The sequence below is a fragment of the Antrihabitans stalactiti genome (genome assembly GCF_012932915.1).
GTDB classification, from domain to species: domain Bacteria; phylum Actinomycetota; class Actinomycetes; order Mycobacteriales; family Mycobacteriaceae; genus Antrihabitans; species Antrihabitans stalactiti.
The window spans coordinates 86,775-103,803 of sequence record NZ_VCQU01000012.1 but is presented as its reverse complement, the minus strand read 5'-3'; the positions used below and the strand labels follow the sequence as shown (position 1 = coordinate 103,803).

Below are 17,029 nucleotides of genomic sequence, written 5' to 3'. Positions count from 1 at the left end.
GTCAGAGGGTGTCCGAGTAGTCCGAAGGCCGCGGGACCGCTTCCGGCTCGGGGATTGTCGATGCCTCGGTGTCGTCGAGGTCGCCCCATCCGGCGAGGGCTTGCCGTTTGGCCTTGCGCCGATCGTGGATGCGGGCGATTTGGATCGCGACCTCCAGCAGCACGGTCAATGCAGCGGCGAGCGCGATCATGGAGAACGGGTCCTGACCAGGAGTGGCAATGGCCGCGAACACCCAGAGAGCGAAGATCAACCCGCGTCGCCAGGCTTTCAGCTTCGCGTACGGCAGCACGCCCACAAGGTTCAGCGCCATGATGATCAGTGGAATTTCGAAGCTGACTCCGAAGATGATCAGCAGATTGATGATGAAGCCGAAGTACTGGGAGCCGCTCAGCGCCGTGATCTGCACGCTGTCGCCGATCGTCAGCAAGAAGCCGAGTGCGGTCGCGACGACGTAGTAAGCGAGCACCGCACCGGCGACGAACAGCACGGCACCGCTCGTCACGAACCCGACAGCGAGGCGGCGCTCCTTCTTGTACAACCCAGGTGTGATGAACGCCCAGAACTGGTAGAGCCACACCGGGCACGCCATGACGATGCCTGCCGTCAGTCCGACCTTGAAGCGGAGCATGAACTGCTCGAACGGTCCTGTCGCCAGCAGCCGACATGCGCCGTCCTGACCGAGATCGGCCCTGCTGGATGCAGGCAGCGAACAGTACGGTCCGCGTAACAGATCACCGAGGCTCTCTAGCCCGAAGATGGTGTGCGCGTACCAGAAGAAACCAAGGATGGTTGTGACAAGAACCGCCGCGATCGAGATCAGCAGGCGGGTGCGCAGTTCGTGCAAGTGGTCGACAAGGGACATCGTCCCGTCGGGATTGGCCCTGCGCTTACTTCGTCGGGGGTCGAACGGGATTCGCAAGTGAACTCCGGCTCAGCAGTCGGACCTACGCAGACCGCGGATCGGCGTTCTCGTGGGGCGTGGTGAATTGCTGCGGCGGCGCGGGCGGCGGAAGCTGCTGCGCAGGCGCGGGAGCGGCGGCGGGCTTTTCCGAGCCGTCGCTCTGCATTTCCTTGATCTCACTCTTGAAGATGCGCAACGAACGGCCGAGACCGCGGGCCGCATCCGGCAGACGCTTCGAACCGAAGAGCACTACAACGAGAATCGCGATGACAACCCAGTGCCACGCGGCTAGTCCGCCCATTTGTTCCTCCTGAGTTGGATAAATTCGATGCTACCGGACGGCGTCGCGCCCACAACGCGCTGATGCTGCGAGTTCGCTGTTCGTTCAGTCCGAATCCGCGCGGCCCGCCGCCTCCAGGGTGCGCAGCAACTCGGCGCCACTCCACTGGCGCCGACCGCCTCGCTCGGCAACATGAATCAAATCCATCAGCCGGGAATTGACCGGCGCGTGCCTACCGAGCTTCTCCCCCAGCCGTACCACTTCCCCACACAGCCAATCGATTTCGGTCTTGCGCCCGAGTTCGAGGTCGTCCCACATCGACGACCGTGCCAGTGGATCGATTTGCAGAACCTTGCCGGCCAGGCGCGTGAACGCCATGTTGGGCAACTTGAGCAGGCGAATCATGGCGCCGTACGGCACCGACGTCATCGGCGTCGGCGCAATGCCGTCGAGCTTGAGCAGCTCCAGCGCTTCGGCCTGCGCGAGCGACAGACATCGCCGGTAATCGCGTTGCGACAATTCCTCTTTCAACGGAATTCCGGACAACGCGTTGATCGGATTGTTCAAGTTCAACATCAGCTTGCCCCACAGGACTGGCGTCATGTCAGCACGCGTCAGGATCGGCAGGCCGGCATTGCGGAACACCGTCGCGAAGCGGTCGAGGGCGGGATTCTCCTCGACCATCAACTCACCCTCGCTGGCCTGATGAAACCTGCCTTCGCCTCGCGCGACGACGTTGAACATCACGATTCCGCGCAGCACGATGCAATCAGGTAGCCGTTCCACCAGCGGTTGCGCGATTTCGATCCCGTTTTGCAGAGCCACAACGACTGTGCCCGGCTTCAACAGGGGCGCTAGTGTCTTTGCGACTTCTTCGACTGCCGCGGATTTGACGCAGATGAGCACCATGTCGGCACGGTCGGCACGATTGGGCGCGCTGTCGAACCGAACCTGAGCGGGCAGCACATCGACCTTCGCTCCGTGCAGATCGGTCAGATGCAGACCGTTCGTGGCGATCTCGTCGATGATCCGCGGGCGACCGACGAACGAGACCTTTGCGCGCGCCCCGGCCAATCGGCCGCCGACGTAGCAGCCGATATTGCCTGCGCCGAACACGCAGATCTCGAAATCGTTCGCCATCAGACTGCCTCCAGATCCTGGTAAGCGGACAGTGCGGCGTTGGCGCGCTCCTGAAGCGACGCCACCAACTCGGGTGGATCGAGCACCGTGATGCCTGCGCCGAATCCCAGTATCAACCGAGACATCCATTCCAGTGTCGCGAATCTCATTGTCGCTTCGACACTTCCGTCGGCTTCGAGCGAGACTTGGTTCATCGGATAGTGGTCGAGCACCCAGACGTAGGGTGCCGAGATCTTCAATCTCGCCAACGGCAACGCCGGATCATCGCTGAACAGTTCGAGAGCGGCGGGCTGCTCGACCGCGGCGGCAGGGGGACGTGCAGGCTCGTCGAGTTCGGTCGCGACGTCGATCCGGTCGAACCGGAACAGCCGGACCCCTTCGGCATTTCGGCACCACGCCTGCAAGTAGCTGTGGTTGTCGACGAGGACGATGCGAATCGGATCGACGACGCGCTCCGACATCGCATCGCGACTCGCCGAGTAGTAGACCAATCGCAGCGCGTGCGACCGGGCAAGTGCGTGCCGCACGGTCGCTGCCGACGGATCTTCGACGACAGCCGGACCCGGGTCGTGGGTCGAACGGTCCGCGTCGGACCGGGCGCTCTGCGCGAACGCAGCAGCTCCGGCCGCCGACTCGATCTTCGCCATTGCCCCCTGGGCAGCGGTCGGATCGACCATGCCCGGCATTTCAACGATGGAACGCAATGCGACGAGCAACGCGGTCGCCTCTGTCGACGTCAACCGCAGCGGGCGATCGATGCCTGCCGAGAACGTGACCTCGATGCTCTCTTCGGAGAACGACAGATCGATCAGATCGCCTGGTCCGTAGCCGGGCAGCCCGCACATCCAGAGCTGATTCAGGTCGTCCATGAGCTGCTTGCTCGTCACACCGAGTTCGGCGGACGCGGCGGCCGCGCTGATGCCGGGGTTGGCGATGAAGTACGGCACCAAGTTCAGCAGGCGCGCAAGCCGCCCGGACAGCCGTGCGCTCATCGGCGCACCCCTGCCGTCTGCGCGACCGCGCGGACGCGTGACACGACGTCCTCACGCAGTTCCGCTGGATCGATCACGAGCGCATCGGCACCGTGGCCGGTGATCATGCGCGCGATCCAATCCCACGACCGCACCGGAATTTCCAACAAGTCCCCTGCCCTGGAGCCGACCGTGCGCGAACCGACCGAGCGCCCGAGCCTGCGCAATTCTTGGGCCCGACCTTCGGCGACCCACACCGTTGCCGTCCCCGAAATCGTGGCCGAGCCGGTGATGCGGTCGACAATCTCACGCAGGTCGACGTCCTCGGGCTTGGTTACCTTGTATGCGGGGCCGAACGGTCTGACGTCGTCGCCGATGCGCGACAACCGAAAGGTGCGCACCGCATCGCGATCGAGATCATGGCCGACGAGATACCACCGGCCGCCGTGCGTCACCACACCCCACGGCTCGACATTCCGTTGCCGAAACGGCTCGTTGACTGCGCTTCGATGGTCGAAGCGAACGGCCTGCCCGGCGTCGATGGCGGCAAGCAACTTGCCCAGGGCCGGTTCGGAGCCGCGGCTGCGCGCAGGCACCGCCGTCACCGCACTTGCCGCGGATTCCTGATCGACCTGCACTCCGGCCGCACGCAACTTCAACAGTGCGCTTTGCGCCGCTGACGTGAGCTCCGGCGATTCCCACAATTGCACGGCGACCGCGACGGCGGCAGCTTCTGCGCTCGTCAGATCGATGTCCGGCAGTTCGTAGGCGTCGCGGTTGATCCGGTAGCCCTCGACGGTCGAATACCGGGACGAGATTCCGGTCTCCAGCGGGACGCCGAGATCGCGAAGTTCGTTCTTGTCGCGCTCGAACATACGGCTGAACGCTTCGTACGAGGACGAATCGTCGTAGCCGGCAACACTGGCCCGAATACGTTCGGCCGTAAGGTATTGCCGGGTCGAGAGCAGCGCGATGACAAGGTTCATCAGCCGCTCGACCTTGGAAATCGCCATCCTGGAGAGCCTAGTTCCCTACGCCCACGTTCCTTACATCGAGGCGATCAAACGTTCGACTCGCTCGTCGACGGACCGGAACGGATCCTTGCAGAGCACAGTCCGCTGAGCCTGGTCGTTGAGCTTCAGGTGCACCCAGTCGACGGTGAAATCGCGGCCGGCCTCCTGCGCAGCGGTAATGAAATCGCCACGCAGCTTCGCGCGTGTCGTCTGCGGCGGTGTGTTGACGGCCTCGTCGACCTGCTCGTCCTCGGTGATCCGCTTTGCAAGACCCTTACGCTGCAGCAGATCGAACACGCCGCGACCGCGTTTGATGTCGTGGTACGCGAGGTCTAGCTGCGCAATCTTCGGGTCCGACAGTTCCATCGAGTACCGGTCCTGGTACCGCTGGAACAGTTTCCGCTTGATCACCCAGTCGATCTCGGTGTCGACCTTCGCGAAATCTTGCGCTTCGACGGCGTCGAGCGTGCGACCCCACAGATCCATGACGTGGTCGATCTGCGGATCGGCATCGCGCGTGCGAACATGATCGATCGCACGGGCGTAGTACTCGCGCTGAATGTCGAGTGCGCTCGCCTGGCGCCCGCCCGCCAAACGCACAGGCCTGCGGCCGGTGAGGTCGTGGCTGACCTCGCGGATCGCGCGGATCGGGTTGTCGAGCGCGAAGTCGCGGAACGACACCCCCGCCTCGATCATTTCGAGGACCAGCGCCGCCGTGCCGACCTTGAGCATCGTCGTCGTCTCGGACATGTTCGAATCGCCGACGATGACGTGCAGACGGCGATACTTCTCCGCGTCCGCATGTGGCTCGTCGCGCGTGTTGATGATCGGCCGCGACCGCGTCGTCGCAGACGAGACACCTTCCCAGATGTGCTCGGCGCGCTGCGAGAGGCAGAACGTGGCCGCCTTCGGCGTCTGCAGGACTTTGCCTGCGCCGCAGATCAACTGGCGAGTGACGAGGAACGGGAGCAGGACGTCGGAGATCCGCGAGAATTCGCCGGCCCGGACGACGAGGAAGTTCTCGTGGCAGCCGTAGGAGTTGCCCGCGGAATCGGTGTTGTTCTTGAAGAGGTAGATGTCGCCGCCGATGCCCTCTTCGGCGAGGCGCTGCTCAGCGTCGACCAGCAGCTCTTCGAGCACGCGCTCGCCGGCCCGGTCGTGCGTGACGAGCTGTACGAGACTGTCGCATTCGGCGGTCGCGTATTCCGGATGTGACCCCACATCGAGGTACAACCGCGCGCCATTGCGCAAGAACACGTTGGAGCTGCGCCCCCACGACACAACTCGACGGAACAGATACCGCGCAACCTCGTCCGGGCTCAGGCGCCTGTGCCCGTGAAAGGTGCAGGTGACACCGAACTCGGTCTCGATCCCCATGATTCTTCGCTGCACACTTCGACAGTACAACCAGGACAGTCCTAGGCGAGCGAATGTCGGTTCGAGAGTCGAACTGTCCCTAGGCTGGCCAGGTGCTGATTACGCGACTTACCGCTACCGACCGCTCGCTCGTGGCCCGAAGTGCTCGACTGCGGCCCACGCCCGTCGACCGCGGACTGCTCACGCTCAGCCGCCTCGCCGACCACAGCCTGCTCTGGGTGATGGTGGCTGGAGTGTTGTCGGCTGCAGGCAAACAGCACCGGCGGGCTGCGGTTCGGGGGCTGCTCGCCGTCGCAGGGGCGAGCGCGACGGCCAACGGCATCGGCAAGCCGCTGTTCCCCCGGCGCAGGCCCCCGGACGATTCTGTGCCGTTCGTTCGCAGGCTCGGCAAACCGCCGGTCTCGTCGTCGTTTCCATCAGGTCATGCGGCGTCGGCAGCAGCCTTCGCGACCGGCGTTGCCATCGAGTCGCCGACGGCGGGTCTCGTGGTCGCCCCGATCGCTGCGGCGGTCGCGTACTCGCGAGTGCATATCGGCGTGCACTGGCCGTCCGATGTCGTCGTCGGCGCAGCGCTGGGGACTGCCTTGGCGCTCGGGACGAGGCGATGGTGGGCGGTCCGTGCCGAGGAGCCGGCCGAACTCGGACCGACCGTCGAAGTAGCCGCACTAGCCGACGGCCACGGTCTGCTGCTTCTGTTGAACCCCGGCGCAGGTTCGGGCGACGACGACGCCGTCGATGAACTCCTCGCCGAGTTGCCCGGCGCGGACGTGCTTGAACTCGACGCCGAACGCGACTTCACCGAGCAGATTCTGACGGCGATCGAGTCGTCGACGCCGTCCGCTCTCGGCGTGCGCGGCGGTGACGGAACCGTCCTTGCGGTCGCCAAGATCGCGATTCGAGCGGACCTGCCACTCGCCGTCTTCCCCGGTGGGACGCTCAACCACTTTTCTCGCGACGCGGGCGTCACCGATATCGAGGACACACTCGACGCGGTAGCGAAAGGTGCAGCGGTGCAGGTCGATGTTGCCGAAGTCCGCGTGGACGGCCATACGGCCGAAATGTTTCTGAACACCTCGAGCCTCGGCGGCTACCCCGACGCCGTTCGCCTACGCGAGAAGTGGGAACCCCGATTCGGTAAGTGGCCCGCTGCAGCAGCGGCGATGCTTCGGGTCCTCACTCAGTCGGAGCCACTGCACCTCCGAATCGACGGCACACCGACGGCAATCTGGATGCTGTTCGTCGGCAACGGTCGCTACTCACCGTCGGACAAGGTCCCGATGTCGCGGCCCACCCTCTCAGCAGGCGAACTCGATGTCCGCTACCTTCGCGCCGACGTCAGGCTGTCTCGGCTGCGACTCGTCGCTGCAGCGCTCGCAGGCACACTCGGCGACTCCGCCGTGTACGTGCATCGGTCGGTCGGCGAGCTGGACGTCGAGGTCGGCGGCTCACCGGTCGCGTTGGCAACCGACGGTGAGGTCCCGCGTGAAGGCCGCCATTTCCGGTTCAGGGCGCACCGTAAGGCTCTGCAGTTGTACCGCGGCTGAACCACCCTGGGGTGGCCCGATCCCATCCCTCGCGGGGTGCCCACGCACCCGAGGACTCCTATTTGTGCAGGTAGTCGCGGCGCGATGATTGGTGCGTCCAATTACAGCAGACTTAGGAGTCCCGGTGAACCGCACCTACTCGACGACCGCTCGCATCGCGGCCGCAATCGGCACCGGCTTCGCCGCCGTCGTCATCACGATGACCGGAGCAACCGGGACCGCGTCGGCTGACAAGCCGTGCCCGGCGAACTGTCACGCGCCGAACCCCAAGCCGACGATCAAAATCGAGACCGCGTCTTGCGGCGGCACCGGTCAGCCCATGTGTCCGATGGCCCCGCTCGATCCGCCGCCACCGCCGCCTTCGTAAGCGACGCCGCTGGGGGTCGCCGCGACTCGGAGCTAGGTCTTCATATCCTCTAGCTCTTTGCCCTTGGTCTCGGCGACCCACTTCCAGACGAAGATTCCCGACAGGATCGCGCACAGGGCGTACAGGCCGTAGGCAAAGCCCAGCGAGAAGTCCTTCAACGACGGGAACGAGACCGTGACGATCCAGTTCGCGACCCACTGACCCGCCGCAGCGAACGACAGCGCAGCGGCCCTGATCCGGTTCGGGAACGACTCGCCGAGCAGTACCCAGACCACCGGGCCCCACGACATACCGAACGCGACGACGAAGAGATTTGCCGCGATCAACGCGACAGGACCGGCAATATCACCCAGCTGCGGCTTTCCGTCCACGAGCGATGCGGTTCCGAAAATGGCCGACATGACCACGAGGCTGACGGCCATGCCCGCGGAGCCGATGAGCAGCAATGGCCGACGCCCGACTTTGTCGATGTAGGCGATGGCGATCAGGGTCGTCAGGATGTTCACCACCGCGGTGATCACCGTGATGACGAACGACCCGTCTTCACTGAATCCGACGGCCTCCCACAGCACGTTCGAGTAGTAGAAGATCACGTTGATACCGACGAATTGCTGGAAGACCGACAGTCCAAGACCGATCCAGACGAGCGGGTAGAGACCCGTGCCAGGGTTTCGCAAATCCTTCCAGGACGGCTCCGTCTCCCGCGCGAGGGTCCGCTGGATATTGTCGATCTTGATATCCAGCCCCTTCTCCCCCAGCAACAGGGCAAGAACCTTGCGGGCCTCCGGAATTCGGTGCGAAGCAACGAGATAACGCGGGGATTCAGGAATCGTCAGCGACAGCACGCCGTACGTGATCGCGGGGACCGCCATGGCAATGAACATCCAGCGCCACGCATCGAGGCCGAGCCACAGTTCGTCTTTCGACGAACCTGCCACCGTGGCGAAGATGTAGTCGACCAGCAACGAGATGAAGATGCCGGTGACGATTGCCAGCTGTTGCAGGGACGCCAACCTGCCGCGGATGCGCGCAGGCGACACCTCGGCGATGTAGGCGGGTGCAATGACCGACGCCACGCCCACACCGATGCCGCCGATGATCCGGAACACGATGAGCAGCCACAGCGACGGCGCGAGGCCCGTTCCGATGGCGCTGATCAGGAACAGAATCGCGGCGACCTTCATGACGAACAACCGACCGAAGTGGTCGGCGATTCGGCCGGCGGACAGCGCGCCGACCGCTGCGCCCAGCAGTGCCGACGCGACCGCGAAGCCTAACGACGTCGAGTCCGCCTTGAAGTGGTCTTCCACCGCCGATACGGCGCCGTTGATGACCGCGCTGTCGTAGCCGAACAAGAACCCACCGAGCGCGGCGACCGTGGCAATGCGGACGACGCCTTTGCCGGTGTGTTCACCGCCGTCATCCAACGGAGTTGCATCAATTGACCCGTGCTCGCTCATGAAACACTCCAGGGTTCGGTTCAGCAGTGAACTAGATCACAATCTAAGCCAAATCAGCGGAGTGTCAATAAATTTCGCCGGGGCAATTACTTCGCGGTGTCGTCGGACCCGTCGACAACGTCCGTTTTCGGGAGCTCAGCGTCAACGACCGGGGGTTGTTTCGCCTTCGGAATCAACGCTTCGAGCGCAGCGCCAGTGACCCGTTTGAACGCCCGGCGGGGCCGAGTTTGGTCGAGCACGGCGACCTCGAGTGCCGAAACCCCGATCGTGCGCTTTTCCTTGTCGCCTGCTGCGACGTCCGGCACACCGGCCTGCAGCGCCGAAACCGCAATGGCCACACCGTCTTCCAGGCTCAGACCTGGTTTGTACGACGCCTTCAGCGCGGTCACGATCGGCTCGACAGTGCCACCCATGACGATGAACTCGCGCTCGTCGCCAATGGAACCGTCGTAGGTGATCCGGTACAGCTGCGGCGGCTTGGGCGAATCCGGGTAGCCAACCTCGGCCACACAGATCTCCACCTCGTACGGCTTGAGCTGATCGGTGAAGATCGACCCCAGAGTTTGGGCATAGGCGTTGGCCAACGTCCGCCCGGTGACGTCGCGACGGTCGTAGGCGTAGCCGCGAGTGTCTGCGTGCATGATGCCCGCCCGCCGGAGGTTCTCGAACTCGTTGTACTTACCGACCGCGGCGAAGCCGATGCGGTCGTACAGTTCGCTCACCTTGTGCAGGGCCGTCGACGGGTTCTCGGCGACGAACAGCACCCCGCGGTCGTAGGTGAGGACCACGACGCTGCGGCCACGGCCGATGCCCTTGCGCGCCAATTCCGAGCGATCGCGCATGATCTGCTCGGCGGATGCGTAATACGGCAACGTCATGCTCATTCACCCCCTTCGGAGCGCTCGGCGACAACCGCCCGCGCAATAGTTTCCGCACGCTCGGTCGCGACTTCGCTCGCACCGTCGGCGGTGATGACCACCGCGGTCGGGTAGATCCTGCGGGCAAGGTCCGGACCGCCGGTGGCGGAATCGTCGTCTGCGGCGTCGTAGAGGGCCTCGATCGCCAAGCGCAGCGCCTGGTCTGCATCGATGCCACGCCGGTACAGCTTCTTGAGTGCCGACTTCGCAAACAAGGAGCCCGAACCGACGGCGTGGTAGCCACGCTCTTCGCTGCGACCGCCGACCACGTCGAACGAGACGATGCGCCCGGCCTTGTCGGGATCCGTTGCGGACGTGTCGAATCCGACCAGCAACGGAATCGCGGCAAGCCCCTGCATTGCTGCGGGCAGGTTGCCACGAACCATCCCCGACAGCTTGCTCGCCTTGCCGTCGAACGTCAGCGGCACGCCCTCGATCTTCTCGTAGTGCTCGAGCTCCACCGCGAACAAACGGACCAACTCGATGGCAATACCGGCCGTGCCTGCGATGCCTGCCGCCGAGTACTCGTCGGTGATGTACACCTTCTCGATGTCGCGGCTTGCAATCAGGTTGCCCATCGTCGCCCGGCGGTCGCCCGCCAGGAGCACCCCGCCGGTGAACGAGACCGCGACAATCGTGGTGCCGTGTGGCGCGATGTCGTGTGGCATCGCGTCACTACCGCGCCAATCGTCGCGATTCACCGGCAACAAGTGCGGCGCGTTCGCGCGGAGATGATCGGAAAACGACGAGAGGTTGGACCCGAACTGCAACCGGAGTGGGCCCTCTGCTGGAGGGAACCCAGAGCGGTCCGATGTCACTGGCCGCCCTTTTGCACGTAGGCACGGACGAAGTCTTCGGCGTTCTCCTCGAGCACGTCGTCGATCTCGTCGAGCAGGTCGTCCGTCTCTTCGGCGAGCTTCTCGCGGCGCTCCTGGCCCGAAGAACCGTCAGTGGCTGGACTTTCGTCCTCATCGCCGCCACCGCTGCGCTTGGTTTGTTCCTGCGCCATAGCAGCCGACCTCCTCATCTGCAGTGCATCGAAAGATGCAATGTGTTCCGGACCCCAACCCTACCGACACGCATCGACATGTTGGGGAAAAGCGTTTCTCGGTCGAGTTAAGTCTTGAGTTGATCGACCAGTTCTCTGGCGGAATTTACCGAATCGAGCAGCTTGCCGACATGGGCCTTGCTCCCCCGCAGCGGCTCCAACGTCGGAATCCGCACGAGCGAATCACCACCGAGATCGAAAATCACCGAATCCCAGCTGGCTGCCGCGATATCGGCGCCGAAACGGCGCAGGCACTCGCCGCGGAAGTACGCGCGCGTCTCCGTCGGCGGGCTCGACATCGCATCGAGCACCTGCTGCTCGCTGACCAGGCGTTCCATCGAACCGCGGGCGACGAGCCGGTTGTACAAGCCCTTGTCGAGCCGAACGTCGGAATACTGCAGGTCGACGAGGTGCAGCTTGGACGCAGCCCACCCGAGGCCCTCACGGCTGCGCATGCCCTCGAGCAGGCGCAGTTTCGCGGGCCAGTCGAGCATGGTGGCGCATTCCATCGGATCGCGCTCCAACAGATCGAGCACCTGTGCCCAGCGGTCGATGATGTCGTGGGCTCGCGGGTCGTCGTCGCCTTTACGGTCGACGAACTTGGCCACTCGGTCCAGGTAGATCCGTTGCAACGCAAGACCGGTCAATTCGCGGCCGTCCGCGAGCGCGACGGTCGCGCGCAACGTCGGATCGTGACTGATCGTGTGTACCGCCGTCACTGGTCGAGCCAACTGCAGGTCGGACAGGTCGATGCCTGCCTCGATCAGGTCCAGGACCAGTGCCGTCGTGCCGACCTTGAGGTAGGTGGACAGCTCGGCCAGGTTCGCGTCACCGATGATCACGTGCAGGCGGCGGTACTTGTCCGCGTCCGCGTGCGGCTCGTCGCGGGTGTTGATGATGCCGCGCTTGAGGGTGGTTTCGAGGCCGACTTCGACCTCGATGTAATCCGACCGCTGGGACAGCTGGAACCCGGGCTCGTCGCCTGATTGCCCGATGCCGACGCGACCGGAACCGCAGATGACCTGCCGCGATGCAAAGAACGGCGTCAAGCCGAGAATGATCGAGTTGAACGGGGTGTCGCGGCTCATCAAGTAGTTCTCATGGGTGCCGTAGGAGGCGCCCTTGCCGTCGACGTTGTTCTTGTACAGCTGCAACCGCGGTGTTCCGGGAACGCTCGACGCGTAGCGCGCCGCTGCTTCCATCACGCGCTCGCCTGCCTTGTCCCAGATCACGGCGTCGAGGGGGTCTGCAACTTCGGGCGCGGAGTATTCGGGATGCGCATGGTCGACGTAGAGGCGCGCACCGTTGGTCAAGATCATGTTCGCCGCACCGACCTCGTCGGCATCGATCACCGGCGCCGGACCGCTCAACCGGCCGAGGTCGAAACCGCGGGCGTCTCGGAGCGGCGATTCGACCTCGTAGTCCCACCGTGTCCGCTTCGCCCGCGGCACTCCTGCTGCCGCGGCGTACGCCAGCACGGCTTGAGTCGATGTGAGGATCGGATTCGCCGAAGCTTCGGTAGGCGACGAAATGCCGTACTCGACCTCGATTCCGATGATTCGCTGCATGCGAGGAGCCTATGCGACAACGGATCACGCCTTACGGGCACAGTGGACAGATGGCTCCTTCGAGAATCGGGTCACTCACGTCCTGCGTGGCATCGCCATCCTCGGCACGCTCGCCACCAACATCTGGATCTTCACCAACCCCGAGGGACTGGTCGGTTACGCCACCCGAATGGCCCCCGGCGAGGGCGAGCTGTACTGGACCGCGAAGGTCGCCCAACAGCTCGCGCAAGGCAAATTCCTCGGCTTGCTGACGATCATGTTCGGCATCGGCCTCGCGATTCAGCAAGAATCCGCGACGCGGCGCGGCGTGCGGTGGCCTGGCTCGTACCCGTGGCGCGCGGCCCTTCTTTTCCTCGACGGCGTCGTCCATTTCATACTCGTCGTCGAGTTCGACGTGCTGATGGGCTACGCGGTCACCGGTCTCGTCGTTGCCTATCTGCTAGTGAGAAGCGAACGTGCGCAACGACGTTGGATGTGGTCGACGGCAACCTTCCACGTCGCTCTCCTCACCCTGGCCACGGTCGCGATTCTCGCCGCGCCGCCGTCCAACGAGCCCGCGCGGCAGCTCGACCCCAACCCCTACGCCGACGGATCCTGGTGGGATCTGGTCGTGTTCCGTCTCGACAACGCACTCCTGTTTCGCATCGAGCCGATCTTCATCTTCGCGATGTCGATCGCTTTGTTCCTCGCCGGCGCCCGCTTGTACCGCGCCGGTGTGCTGGAGCCGCACGGACATCCGATCCGGGTACGCCTGATGATCGGCGCCGTCATCGCCATCCCGTTCGACCTCGCGCTCGGTCTGTCCGGCAACACCGCCGGAATGCTGATCGCGCGCTACCTCACGGCGTCGATCATCGCGTTCGGAATCCTCGGCCTGGTCGGCGAGTTCTATGTGCAGCACACTCGGGTCGGGTTCGCCGGGCGGCGGCTGGCCGAGGTCGGCCGCATGGCCCTGAGCTCGTACATCCTGCAGAACATCGTCGCGTCCACGATCTGCTACGGCTGGGGCCTTGGCCTCGCGAGCAAGTCGCCGGACAACGCTCGGGTGCCATTCACCGTCGGCGTGTACCTACTGGTCTGTGTGGTGATCATGACGTTCGCGCACCTCTGGCTCCAGCGATTCGAGCGCGGGCCCGTCGAGTGGCTATGGAACGCGAGCTATCGACGGATCACTCAGCGCGCCGAACTTGCAGGTAGTACGGCGCATCGAGCGCCTTGAGCATGTGCCGCACGCCGATCGGCGTCCAGCTGATGTCGCCGTCGTGGATGACCTCTGGATCGACGACGTGCACCGAATCGCCGCGAATCACCAGCTCACAGCCGCCCTCTGCCAGCACGTTCTTCACCCAGTCGACGTCGCGACCGTAAGGCAAGGGGATCTTGAACCCGACCTCGTCTTGCACGGCCCCGACTGGGCACCGGTATTCACGACCCGATTTGCGGCCCTTGTGCACGACGACCGCAAACCCGGGAACCCTGCCTGCGAAGGGCTCGATAACACGGTTTGTCGCCAACCGATTGAACGTGGCGAGCCGTCGTGGCAAAGGCATTTCTTACTCCTGTTCGTACATTGTCCGCGCGCCACCCTAGACCCGTTCGCGATTCGCAATGCGACGATTACGCCATGAACCCAAACGCGTCAGACGAGCTGGTAGCCGTCTACGACCGTACCGGCGCAGTCGTCGGTGTCGAGCCACGCTCTACCGTCTACGCACGTGGACTGTGGCATGCGACGTCCGGAGTTCTGGTGCGGTCCGGCGACGGCGAACGCATCTACGTCCATCGTCGGACCGAAACCAAGTCCGTGTATCCGGGCATGCACGACTGCCTCGCAGGCGGCGTCGTCGACCCAGGTGAGACCGTCGAGGTCACCGCCATCCGCGAACTCGAAGAGGAGCTCGGCATCACCGGCGTCGACCTCCGTCCCCTCGCCAACACCTCGTGGGACGGCGAATTGAACGGCAAGCCGATGCGCTGCCACCTCTTCGCTTTCGAGGCCACCTACGACGGTCCGATTTGCCATCAACCCAGCGAAATCCTCGACGGTTGGTGGTGGACCGACGCCGAGCTGATCACGCACCTCGCCGACCCCACCTGGCCCTTCGTCCCCGACACCAGGGTCCTTATTCCGGACATGTTTCGGTAGTAGCCCGTCGAACGGGTGGTTGTGCGAGCAACGGTCGAGGCGGATTCAGGCGGTCGATGCAACAGTGGGATTTGATCGTCGACTCTGGACTGCCCCGACCGAAAACCCAGGTGTATGTCTTCGATCGAGAGGGAAAGTTCATTGCCAGATCAGATATGGGATGGCCGAAGTGGAAGGTCCTCGTCGAATACGAAGGGCTGCATCATTGGTCCGATCGAGTGCAACGAGCCCGTGACCTCGAGCGCTACGCGCACCTGGAAGCACTCGGATGGATCGTGGTCAGGGTCGGTGTAGAGCTGCTCAATCGGCCCGCAGAGCTCATTTCGCGCGTCAGAGAAAAGCTCAGGGTTGCCGGCGCCCCCGTCTAGCGGTCGAGGAGGTGGATTTTCGTCAAGCCACTCGAACCTTTCTTGCAAAACAGCCCCTTCGACGGGTCATACATTCGTCATCCGACGGACCGTGGCGCGGCGGAGAAAGTAAGGCCACAGTGGTGGGGTGGCTGCCGATGAGCGATCTGCTGGCGCGCCGGTGGGGCGGCGAGTGGTCCTCGGGCTGCTCGGGTTAGGGGTGGCCGGAATTCTGGGTGGCAACCAAATTCAGAACGGACTCGCGAAAATGCTTGGCCCCCTGGGTAACAACGACCCGACCGGGCTGATTTCGCTCATCCCGGTCGGCAACACGTTCCGGTTCTACTCGGTCACGCGCGGGGCACCGCGGAAGGACGCGAGCAACTACGCCCTCGAGCTGAGCGGTCTGGTCCAGCAGCCACGCAGCTACACGCTCGCCGACTTGCAGAAGATGAGGCAGACCACGCTCGTCCGCGATTTCCAGTGCGTCACGGGCTGGCGGGTCCCGGAGGTGACGTGGAGTGGGGTTCTGCTCGCCGACATTCTCGACCAGGTCCAGCCCACGAGTTCCGCTACAGCAGTGCGGTTCACGTCGTTCGACGGCACCTACACCGAAAGCCTCACCCTCGAGCAAGCGCGACGCGACGACGTTCTGGTCGCCCTCGAGATGATCGACGGACCCGTCACCCACGACCACGGCGGCCCGGTTCGTCTGTATGTCGCACCGATGTACGGCTACAAAAGTCTCAAATGGCTCGGCGGCATCGAACTGACCAAGGAGGTCGTGCCCGGCTACTGGGAAGAGCGTGGCTACTCGATCGATGGGTGGGTCGGCGAGTCGAACGGTCGTGACGATGACCCAACCTGACGAAGACGCGGACCTCCACCGGTTCACCCGCGTCGAACGCTGGGTGCATTGGTCCACTGGCGGACTGACGATCGCGTGCATCCTGACGGCAGCAATTCTCTACAACGGCTCCCTCGCAGTGCTGGTCGGCAATAGACACGTCGTCGAACTGGTCCACGTGTACTGCGGTTATGCCCTGCCGATTCCGTTGATCGTGGGATTCGCGTCTGCGTCGTACCGCGCGGACCTGCGCCGACTCAATCGCTTCCTACCCGACGACTGGCGTTGGTTGCGGTCCAAGACGACGCGGCTGAGCGGCGCAGGCGTCGGAAAGTTCAATGCCGGCCAGAAATTGAACGCCGCGCTCAGCGCCGGTTCGATACTCGTGTTCCTCGGTACCGGGACCGTCATGTTCTTCCCGGAGTGGACGCGATTGGCGTGGCGGACAGGCGCGACCTTCGTTCACGACTGGTTTGCGATTGCGTTCGGTTTGTTGGTCGTCGGTCACCTCGCGTACGCACTCAACGACCGGTACGCGATGCGCGGCATGCTGACCGGCTTCGTTCCGCAATGGTGGGCGGTTCGCGAACACGTCGAATGGGCACAGGAAGAGGCGCCACAAAGCAAGTAGTCGGCTACTCGTGCCGCGTCGGCGCTCGCGATCGAAACTGTCAGGCATGACCGAATATCGTCAGGTCGGCGTCGTGCGTCATGTACCGACGATTGCCAGCCAACCGCCGATCGGCGTGCTCGTCAGCGACGATGGTAAGCGCATCCTTCTGGACCGCACCTACGTCATCGGCCGGTCACCTCGCAGGGATCCCGCTTGCCAACGTGGTGAGGCCTCACCGATCGAAATCGACGACGGCGGCTACGTCTCTCGAGTGCACGCGTACGTATGGATCGACGGAGAGTTCGTCATACTGCAGGACAACCATTCGACCAACGGGACCTTCATCGCACCGACCGGCGCACCGGAGTGGAACCGTCTCGGCCCCGCCCCTACCCCGTTGCCGCCGGGCTGGAACATTCGGGTCGGCAAAACGATCTACCGCTTCGAATATTCCGGGCACTGAATCCCCGAACCCCCTGCGCCACAACAG

General features: G+C 64.0%; 20 protein-coding genes. 8 read left to right on the top strand and 12 right to left on the bottom strand.

Annotated elements, in window-relative coordinates; all coding sequences use genetic code 11:
* Position 1 precedes the first annotated feature (1 nt).
* From tatC to pafA, 6 genes are all read right to left on the bottom strand, one after another.
* A complete protein-coding gene (gene tatC / locus FGL95_RS27335; protein ID WP_169593324.1) occupies positions 2-919 on the bottom strand; it encodes a twin-arginine translocase subunit TatC in 918 nt (305 codons plus the stop codon).
* A gap of 25 nt (positions 920-944) precedes the next feature.
* Entirely contained in the window at positions 945-1,202 is a 258-nt protein-coding gene (gene tatA, locus FGL95_RS27330) for a Sec-independent protein translocase subunit TatA (RefSeq protein WP_169593322.1), read from the bottom strand.
* Positions 1,203-1,286: 84 nt separating this feature from the next.
* Entirely contained in the window at positions 1,287-2,321 is a 1,035-nt protein-coding gene (locus FGL95_RS27325; RefSeq protein ID WP_169593320.1) for a 2-dehydropantoate 2-reductase, read from the bottom strand.
* Positions 2,321-3,313 (bottom strand): helix-turn-helix transcriptional regulator, encoded by a 993-nt coding sequence (locus FGL95_RS27320; RefSeq protein ID WP_169593318.1) that lies wholly within the window; start codon positions 3,311-3,313, stop codon positions 2,321-2,323. The genes FGL95_RS27325 and FGL95_RS27320 overlap by 1 nt, the downstream gene beginning before the upstream one ends.
* Entirely contained in the window at positions 3,310-4,305 is a 996-nt protein-coding gene (locus tag FGL95_RS27315; protein ID WP_169593317.1) for a helix-turn-helix transcriptional regulator, read from the bottom strand. Before FGL95_RS27315 ends, FGL95_RS27320 begins: the two co-directional genes overlap by 4 nt.
* Positions 4,306-4,338: 33 nt before the next feature.
* On the bottom strand, positions 4,339-5,697 hold the full coding sequence (pafA, locus tag FGL95_RS27310; protein ID WP_338080049.1) for a Pup--protein ligase: 1,359 nt from the start codon (positions 5,695-5,697) through the stop codon (positions 4,339-4,341).
* A 77-nt stretch (positions 5,698-5,774) separates the two neighbouring features.
* Between pafA and FGL95_RS27305 the strand changes: the two genes are divergently transcribed.
* On the top strand, positions 5,775-7,226 hold the full coding sequence (locus FGL95_RS27305; protein WP_338080048.1) for a bifunctional phosphatase PAP2/diacylglycerol kinase family protein: 1,452 nt from the start codon (positions 5,775-5,777) through the stop codon (positions 7,224-7,226).
* 124 nt (positions 7,227-7,350) lie between these two features.
* Positions 7,351-7,593 carry a hypothetical protein gene (locus tag FGL95_RS27300; protein WP_169593180.1) on the top strand — a complete coding sequence of 81 codons (243 nt, stop codon included), beginning with the start codon at positions 7,351-7,353 and terminating at the stop codon, positions 7,591-7,593.
* Between the two features lie 32 nt (positions 7,594-7,625).
* Here the strand turns inward: FGL95_RS27300 and FGL95_RS27295 are convergent, their stop codons facing one another.
* The 5 genes from FGL95_RS27295 to dop form a co-directional block, all read right to left on the bottom strand.
* Positions 7,626-9,053: a sugar porter family MFS transporter gene (locus FGL95_RS27295; RefSeq protein ID WP_169593315.1), complete on the bottom strand. Its 1,428-nt coding sequence runs from the start codon at positions 9,051-9,053 to the stop codon at positions 7,626-7,628.
* An 86-nt stretch (positions 9,054-9,139) separates the two neighbouring features.
* On the bottom strand, positions 9,140-9,931 hold the full coding sequence (prcA, locus tag FGL95_RS27290; protein WP_169593509.1) for a proteasome subunit alpha: 792 nt from the start codon (positions 9,929-9,931) through the stop codon (positions 9,140-9,142).
* Between the two features lie 2 nt (positions 9,932-9,933).
* Entirely contained in the window at positions 9,934-10,788 is an 855-nt protein-coding gene (prcB, locus tag FGL95_RS27285; RefSeq protein WP_169593313.1) for a proteasome subunit beta, read from the bottom strand.
* A complete protein-coding gene (locus tag FGL95_RS27280; RefSeq protein ID WP_169593311.1) occupies positions 10,785-10,979 on the bottom strand; it encodes a ubiquitin-like protein Pup in 195 nt (64 codons plus the stop codon). The genes prcB and FGL95_RS27280 overlap by 4 nt, the downstream gene beginning before the upstream one ends.
* A 107-nt stretch (positions 10,980-11,086) precedes the next feature.
* Positions 11,087-12,586 carry a depupylase/deamidase Dop gene (dop, locus tag FGL95_RS27275; RefSeq protein ID WP_169593309.1) on the bottom strand — a complete coding sequence of 500 codons (1,500 nt, stop codon included), beginning with the start codon at positions 12,584-12,586 and terminating at the stop codon, positions 11,087-11,089.
* Here dop and FGL95_RS27270 point away from each other — a divergent pair.
* On the top strand, positions 12,585-13,805 hold the full coding sequence (locus FGL95_RS27270) for a DUF418 domain-containing protein (protein ID WP_169593308.1): 1,221 nt from the start codon (positions 12,585-12,587) through the stop codon (positions 13,803-13,805). The genes dop and FGL95_RS27270 overlap by 2 nt on opposite strands.
* Here FGL95_RS27270 and FGL95_RS27265 read toward each other — a convergent pair.
* A complete protein-coding gene (locus FGL95_RS27265) occupies positions 13,756-14,136 on the bottom strand; it encodes a PNPOx family protein (RefSeq protein WP_169593306.1) in 381 nt (126 codons plus the stop codon). The two genes, FGL95_RS27270 and FGL95_RS27265, sit on opposite strands and share 50 nt — an antisense overlap.
* Positions 14,137-14,210: 74 nt before the next feature.
* Between FGL95_RS27265 and FGL95_RS27260 the strand changes: the two genes are divergently transcribed.
* From FGL95_RS27260 to FGL95_RS27240, 5 genes are all read left to right on the top strand, one after another.
* Positions 14,211-14,732, top strand: coding sequence for an NUDIX domain-containing protein (locus FGL95_RS27260; RefSeq protein WP_169593303.1), 522 nt, complete (start codon positions 14,211-14,213; stop codon positions 14,730-14,732).
* A 56-nt stretch (positions 14,733-14,788) separates the two neighbouring features.
* Entirely contained in the window at positions 14,789-15,100 is a 312-nt protein-coding gene (locus FGL95_RS27255; RefSeq protein WP_169593301.1) for a DUF559 domain-containing protein, read from the top strand.
* 127 nt (positions 15,101-15,227) lie between these two features.
* On the top strand, positions 15,228-15,947 hold the full coding sequence (locus FGL95_RS27250; RefSeq protein WP_169593299.1) for a molybdopterin-dependent oxidoreductase: 720 nt from the start codon (positions 15,228-15,230) through the stop codon (positions 15,945-15,947).
* The gene (locus FGL95_RS27245; protein ID WP_169593297.1) at positions 15,934-16,557 is read left to right on the top strand and encodes a cytochrome b/b6 domain-containing protein; all 624 of its coding nucleotides are present in this window, start codon (positions 15,934-15,936) and stop codon (positions 16,555-16,557) included. Before FGL95_RS27250 ends, FGL95_RS27245 begins: the two co-directional genes overlap by 14 nt.
* A 46-nt stretch (positions 16,558-16,603) precedes the next feature.
* Positions 16,604-17,002, top strand: coding sequence for an FHA domain-containing protein (locus FGL95_RS27240; RefSeq protein WP_169593295.1), 399 nt, complete (start codon positions 16,604-16,606; stop codon positions 17,000-17,002).
* The last annotated feature ends 27 nt before the right edge of the window (positions 17,003-17,029 follow it).

What these genes read in the sequence shown, in the direction of transcription:
- FGL95_RS27270 (WP_169593308.1), top strand. Translation starts at nt 12,585, where the DNA reads ATGCGAGGAGCCTATGCGACAACGGATCACGCCTTACGGGCACAGTGG.
- FGL95_RS27320 (WP_169593318.1), bottom strand. Translation starts at nt 3,313, where the DNA reads ATGAGCGCACGGCTGTCCGGGCGGCTTGCGCGCCTGCTGAACTTGGTG.
- FGL95_RS27255 (WP_169593301.1), top strand. Translation starts at nt 14,789, where the DNA reads ATGCAACAGTGGGATTTGATCGTCGACTCTGGACTGCCCCGACCGAAA.
- dop (WP_169593309.1), bottom strand. Translation starts at nt 12,586, where the DNA reads ATGCAGCGAATCATCGGAATCGAGGTCGAGTACGGCATTTCGTCGCCT.
- FGL95_RS27240 (WP_169593295.1), top strand. Translation starts at nt 16,604, where the DNA reads ATGACCGAATATCGTCAGGTCGGCGTCGTGCGTCATGTACCGACGATT.
- FGL95_RS27245 (WP_169593297.1), top strand. Translation starts at nt 15,934, where the DNA reads ATGACCCAACCTGACGAAGACGCGGACCTCCACCGGTTCACCCGCGTC.
- FGL95_RS27260 (WP_169593303.1), top strand. Translation starts at nt 14,211, where the DNA reads ATGAACCCAAACGCGTCAGACGAGCTGGTAGCCGTCTACGACCGTACC.
- FGL95_RS27295 (WP_169593315.1), bottom strand. Translation starts at nt 9,053, where the DNA reads ATGAGCGAGCACGGGTCAATTGATGCAACTCCGTTGGATGACGGCGGT.
- FGL95_RS27325 (WP_169593320.1), bottom strand. Translation starts at nt 2,321, where the DNA reads ATGGCGAACGATTTCGAGATCTGCGTGTTCGGCGCAGGCAATATCGGC.
- FGL95_RS27265 (WP_169593306.1), bottom strand. Translation starts at nt 14,136, where the DNA reads ATGCCTTTGCCACGACGGCTCGCCACGTTCAATCGGTTGGCGACAAAC.
- FGL95_RS27315 (WP_169593317.1), bottom strand. Translation starts at nt 4,305, where the DNA reads ATGGCGATTTCCAAGGTCGAGCGGCTGATGAACCTTGTCATCGCGCTG.
- tatA (WP_169593322.1), bottom strand. Translation starts at nt 1,202, where the DNA reads ATGGGCGGACTAGCCGCGTGGCACTGGGTTGTCATCGCGATTCTCGTT.
- prcA (WP_169593509.1), bottom strand. Translation starts at nt 9,931, where the DNA reads ATGACGTTGCCGTATTACGCATCCGCCGAGCAGATCATGCGCGATCGC.
- FGL95_RS27280 (WP_169593311.1), bottom strand. Translation starts at nt 10,979, where the DNA reads ATGGCGCAGGAACAAACCAAGCGCAGCGGTGGCGGCGATGAGGACGAA.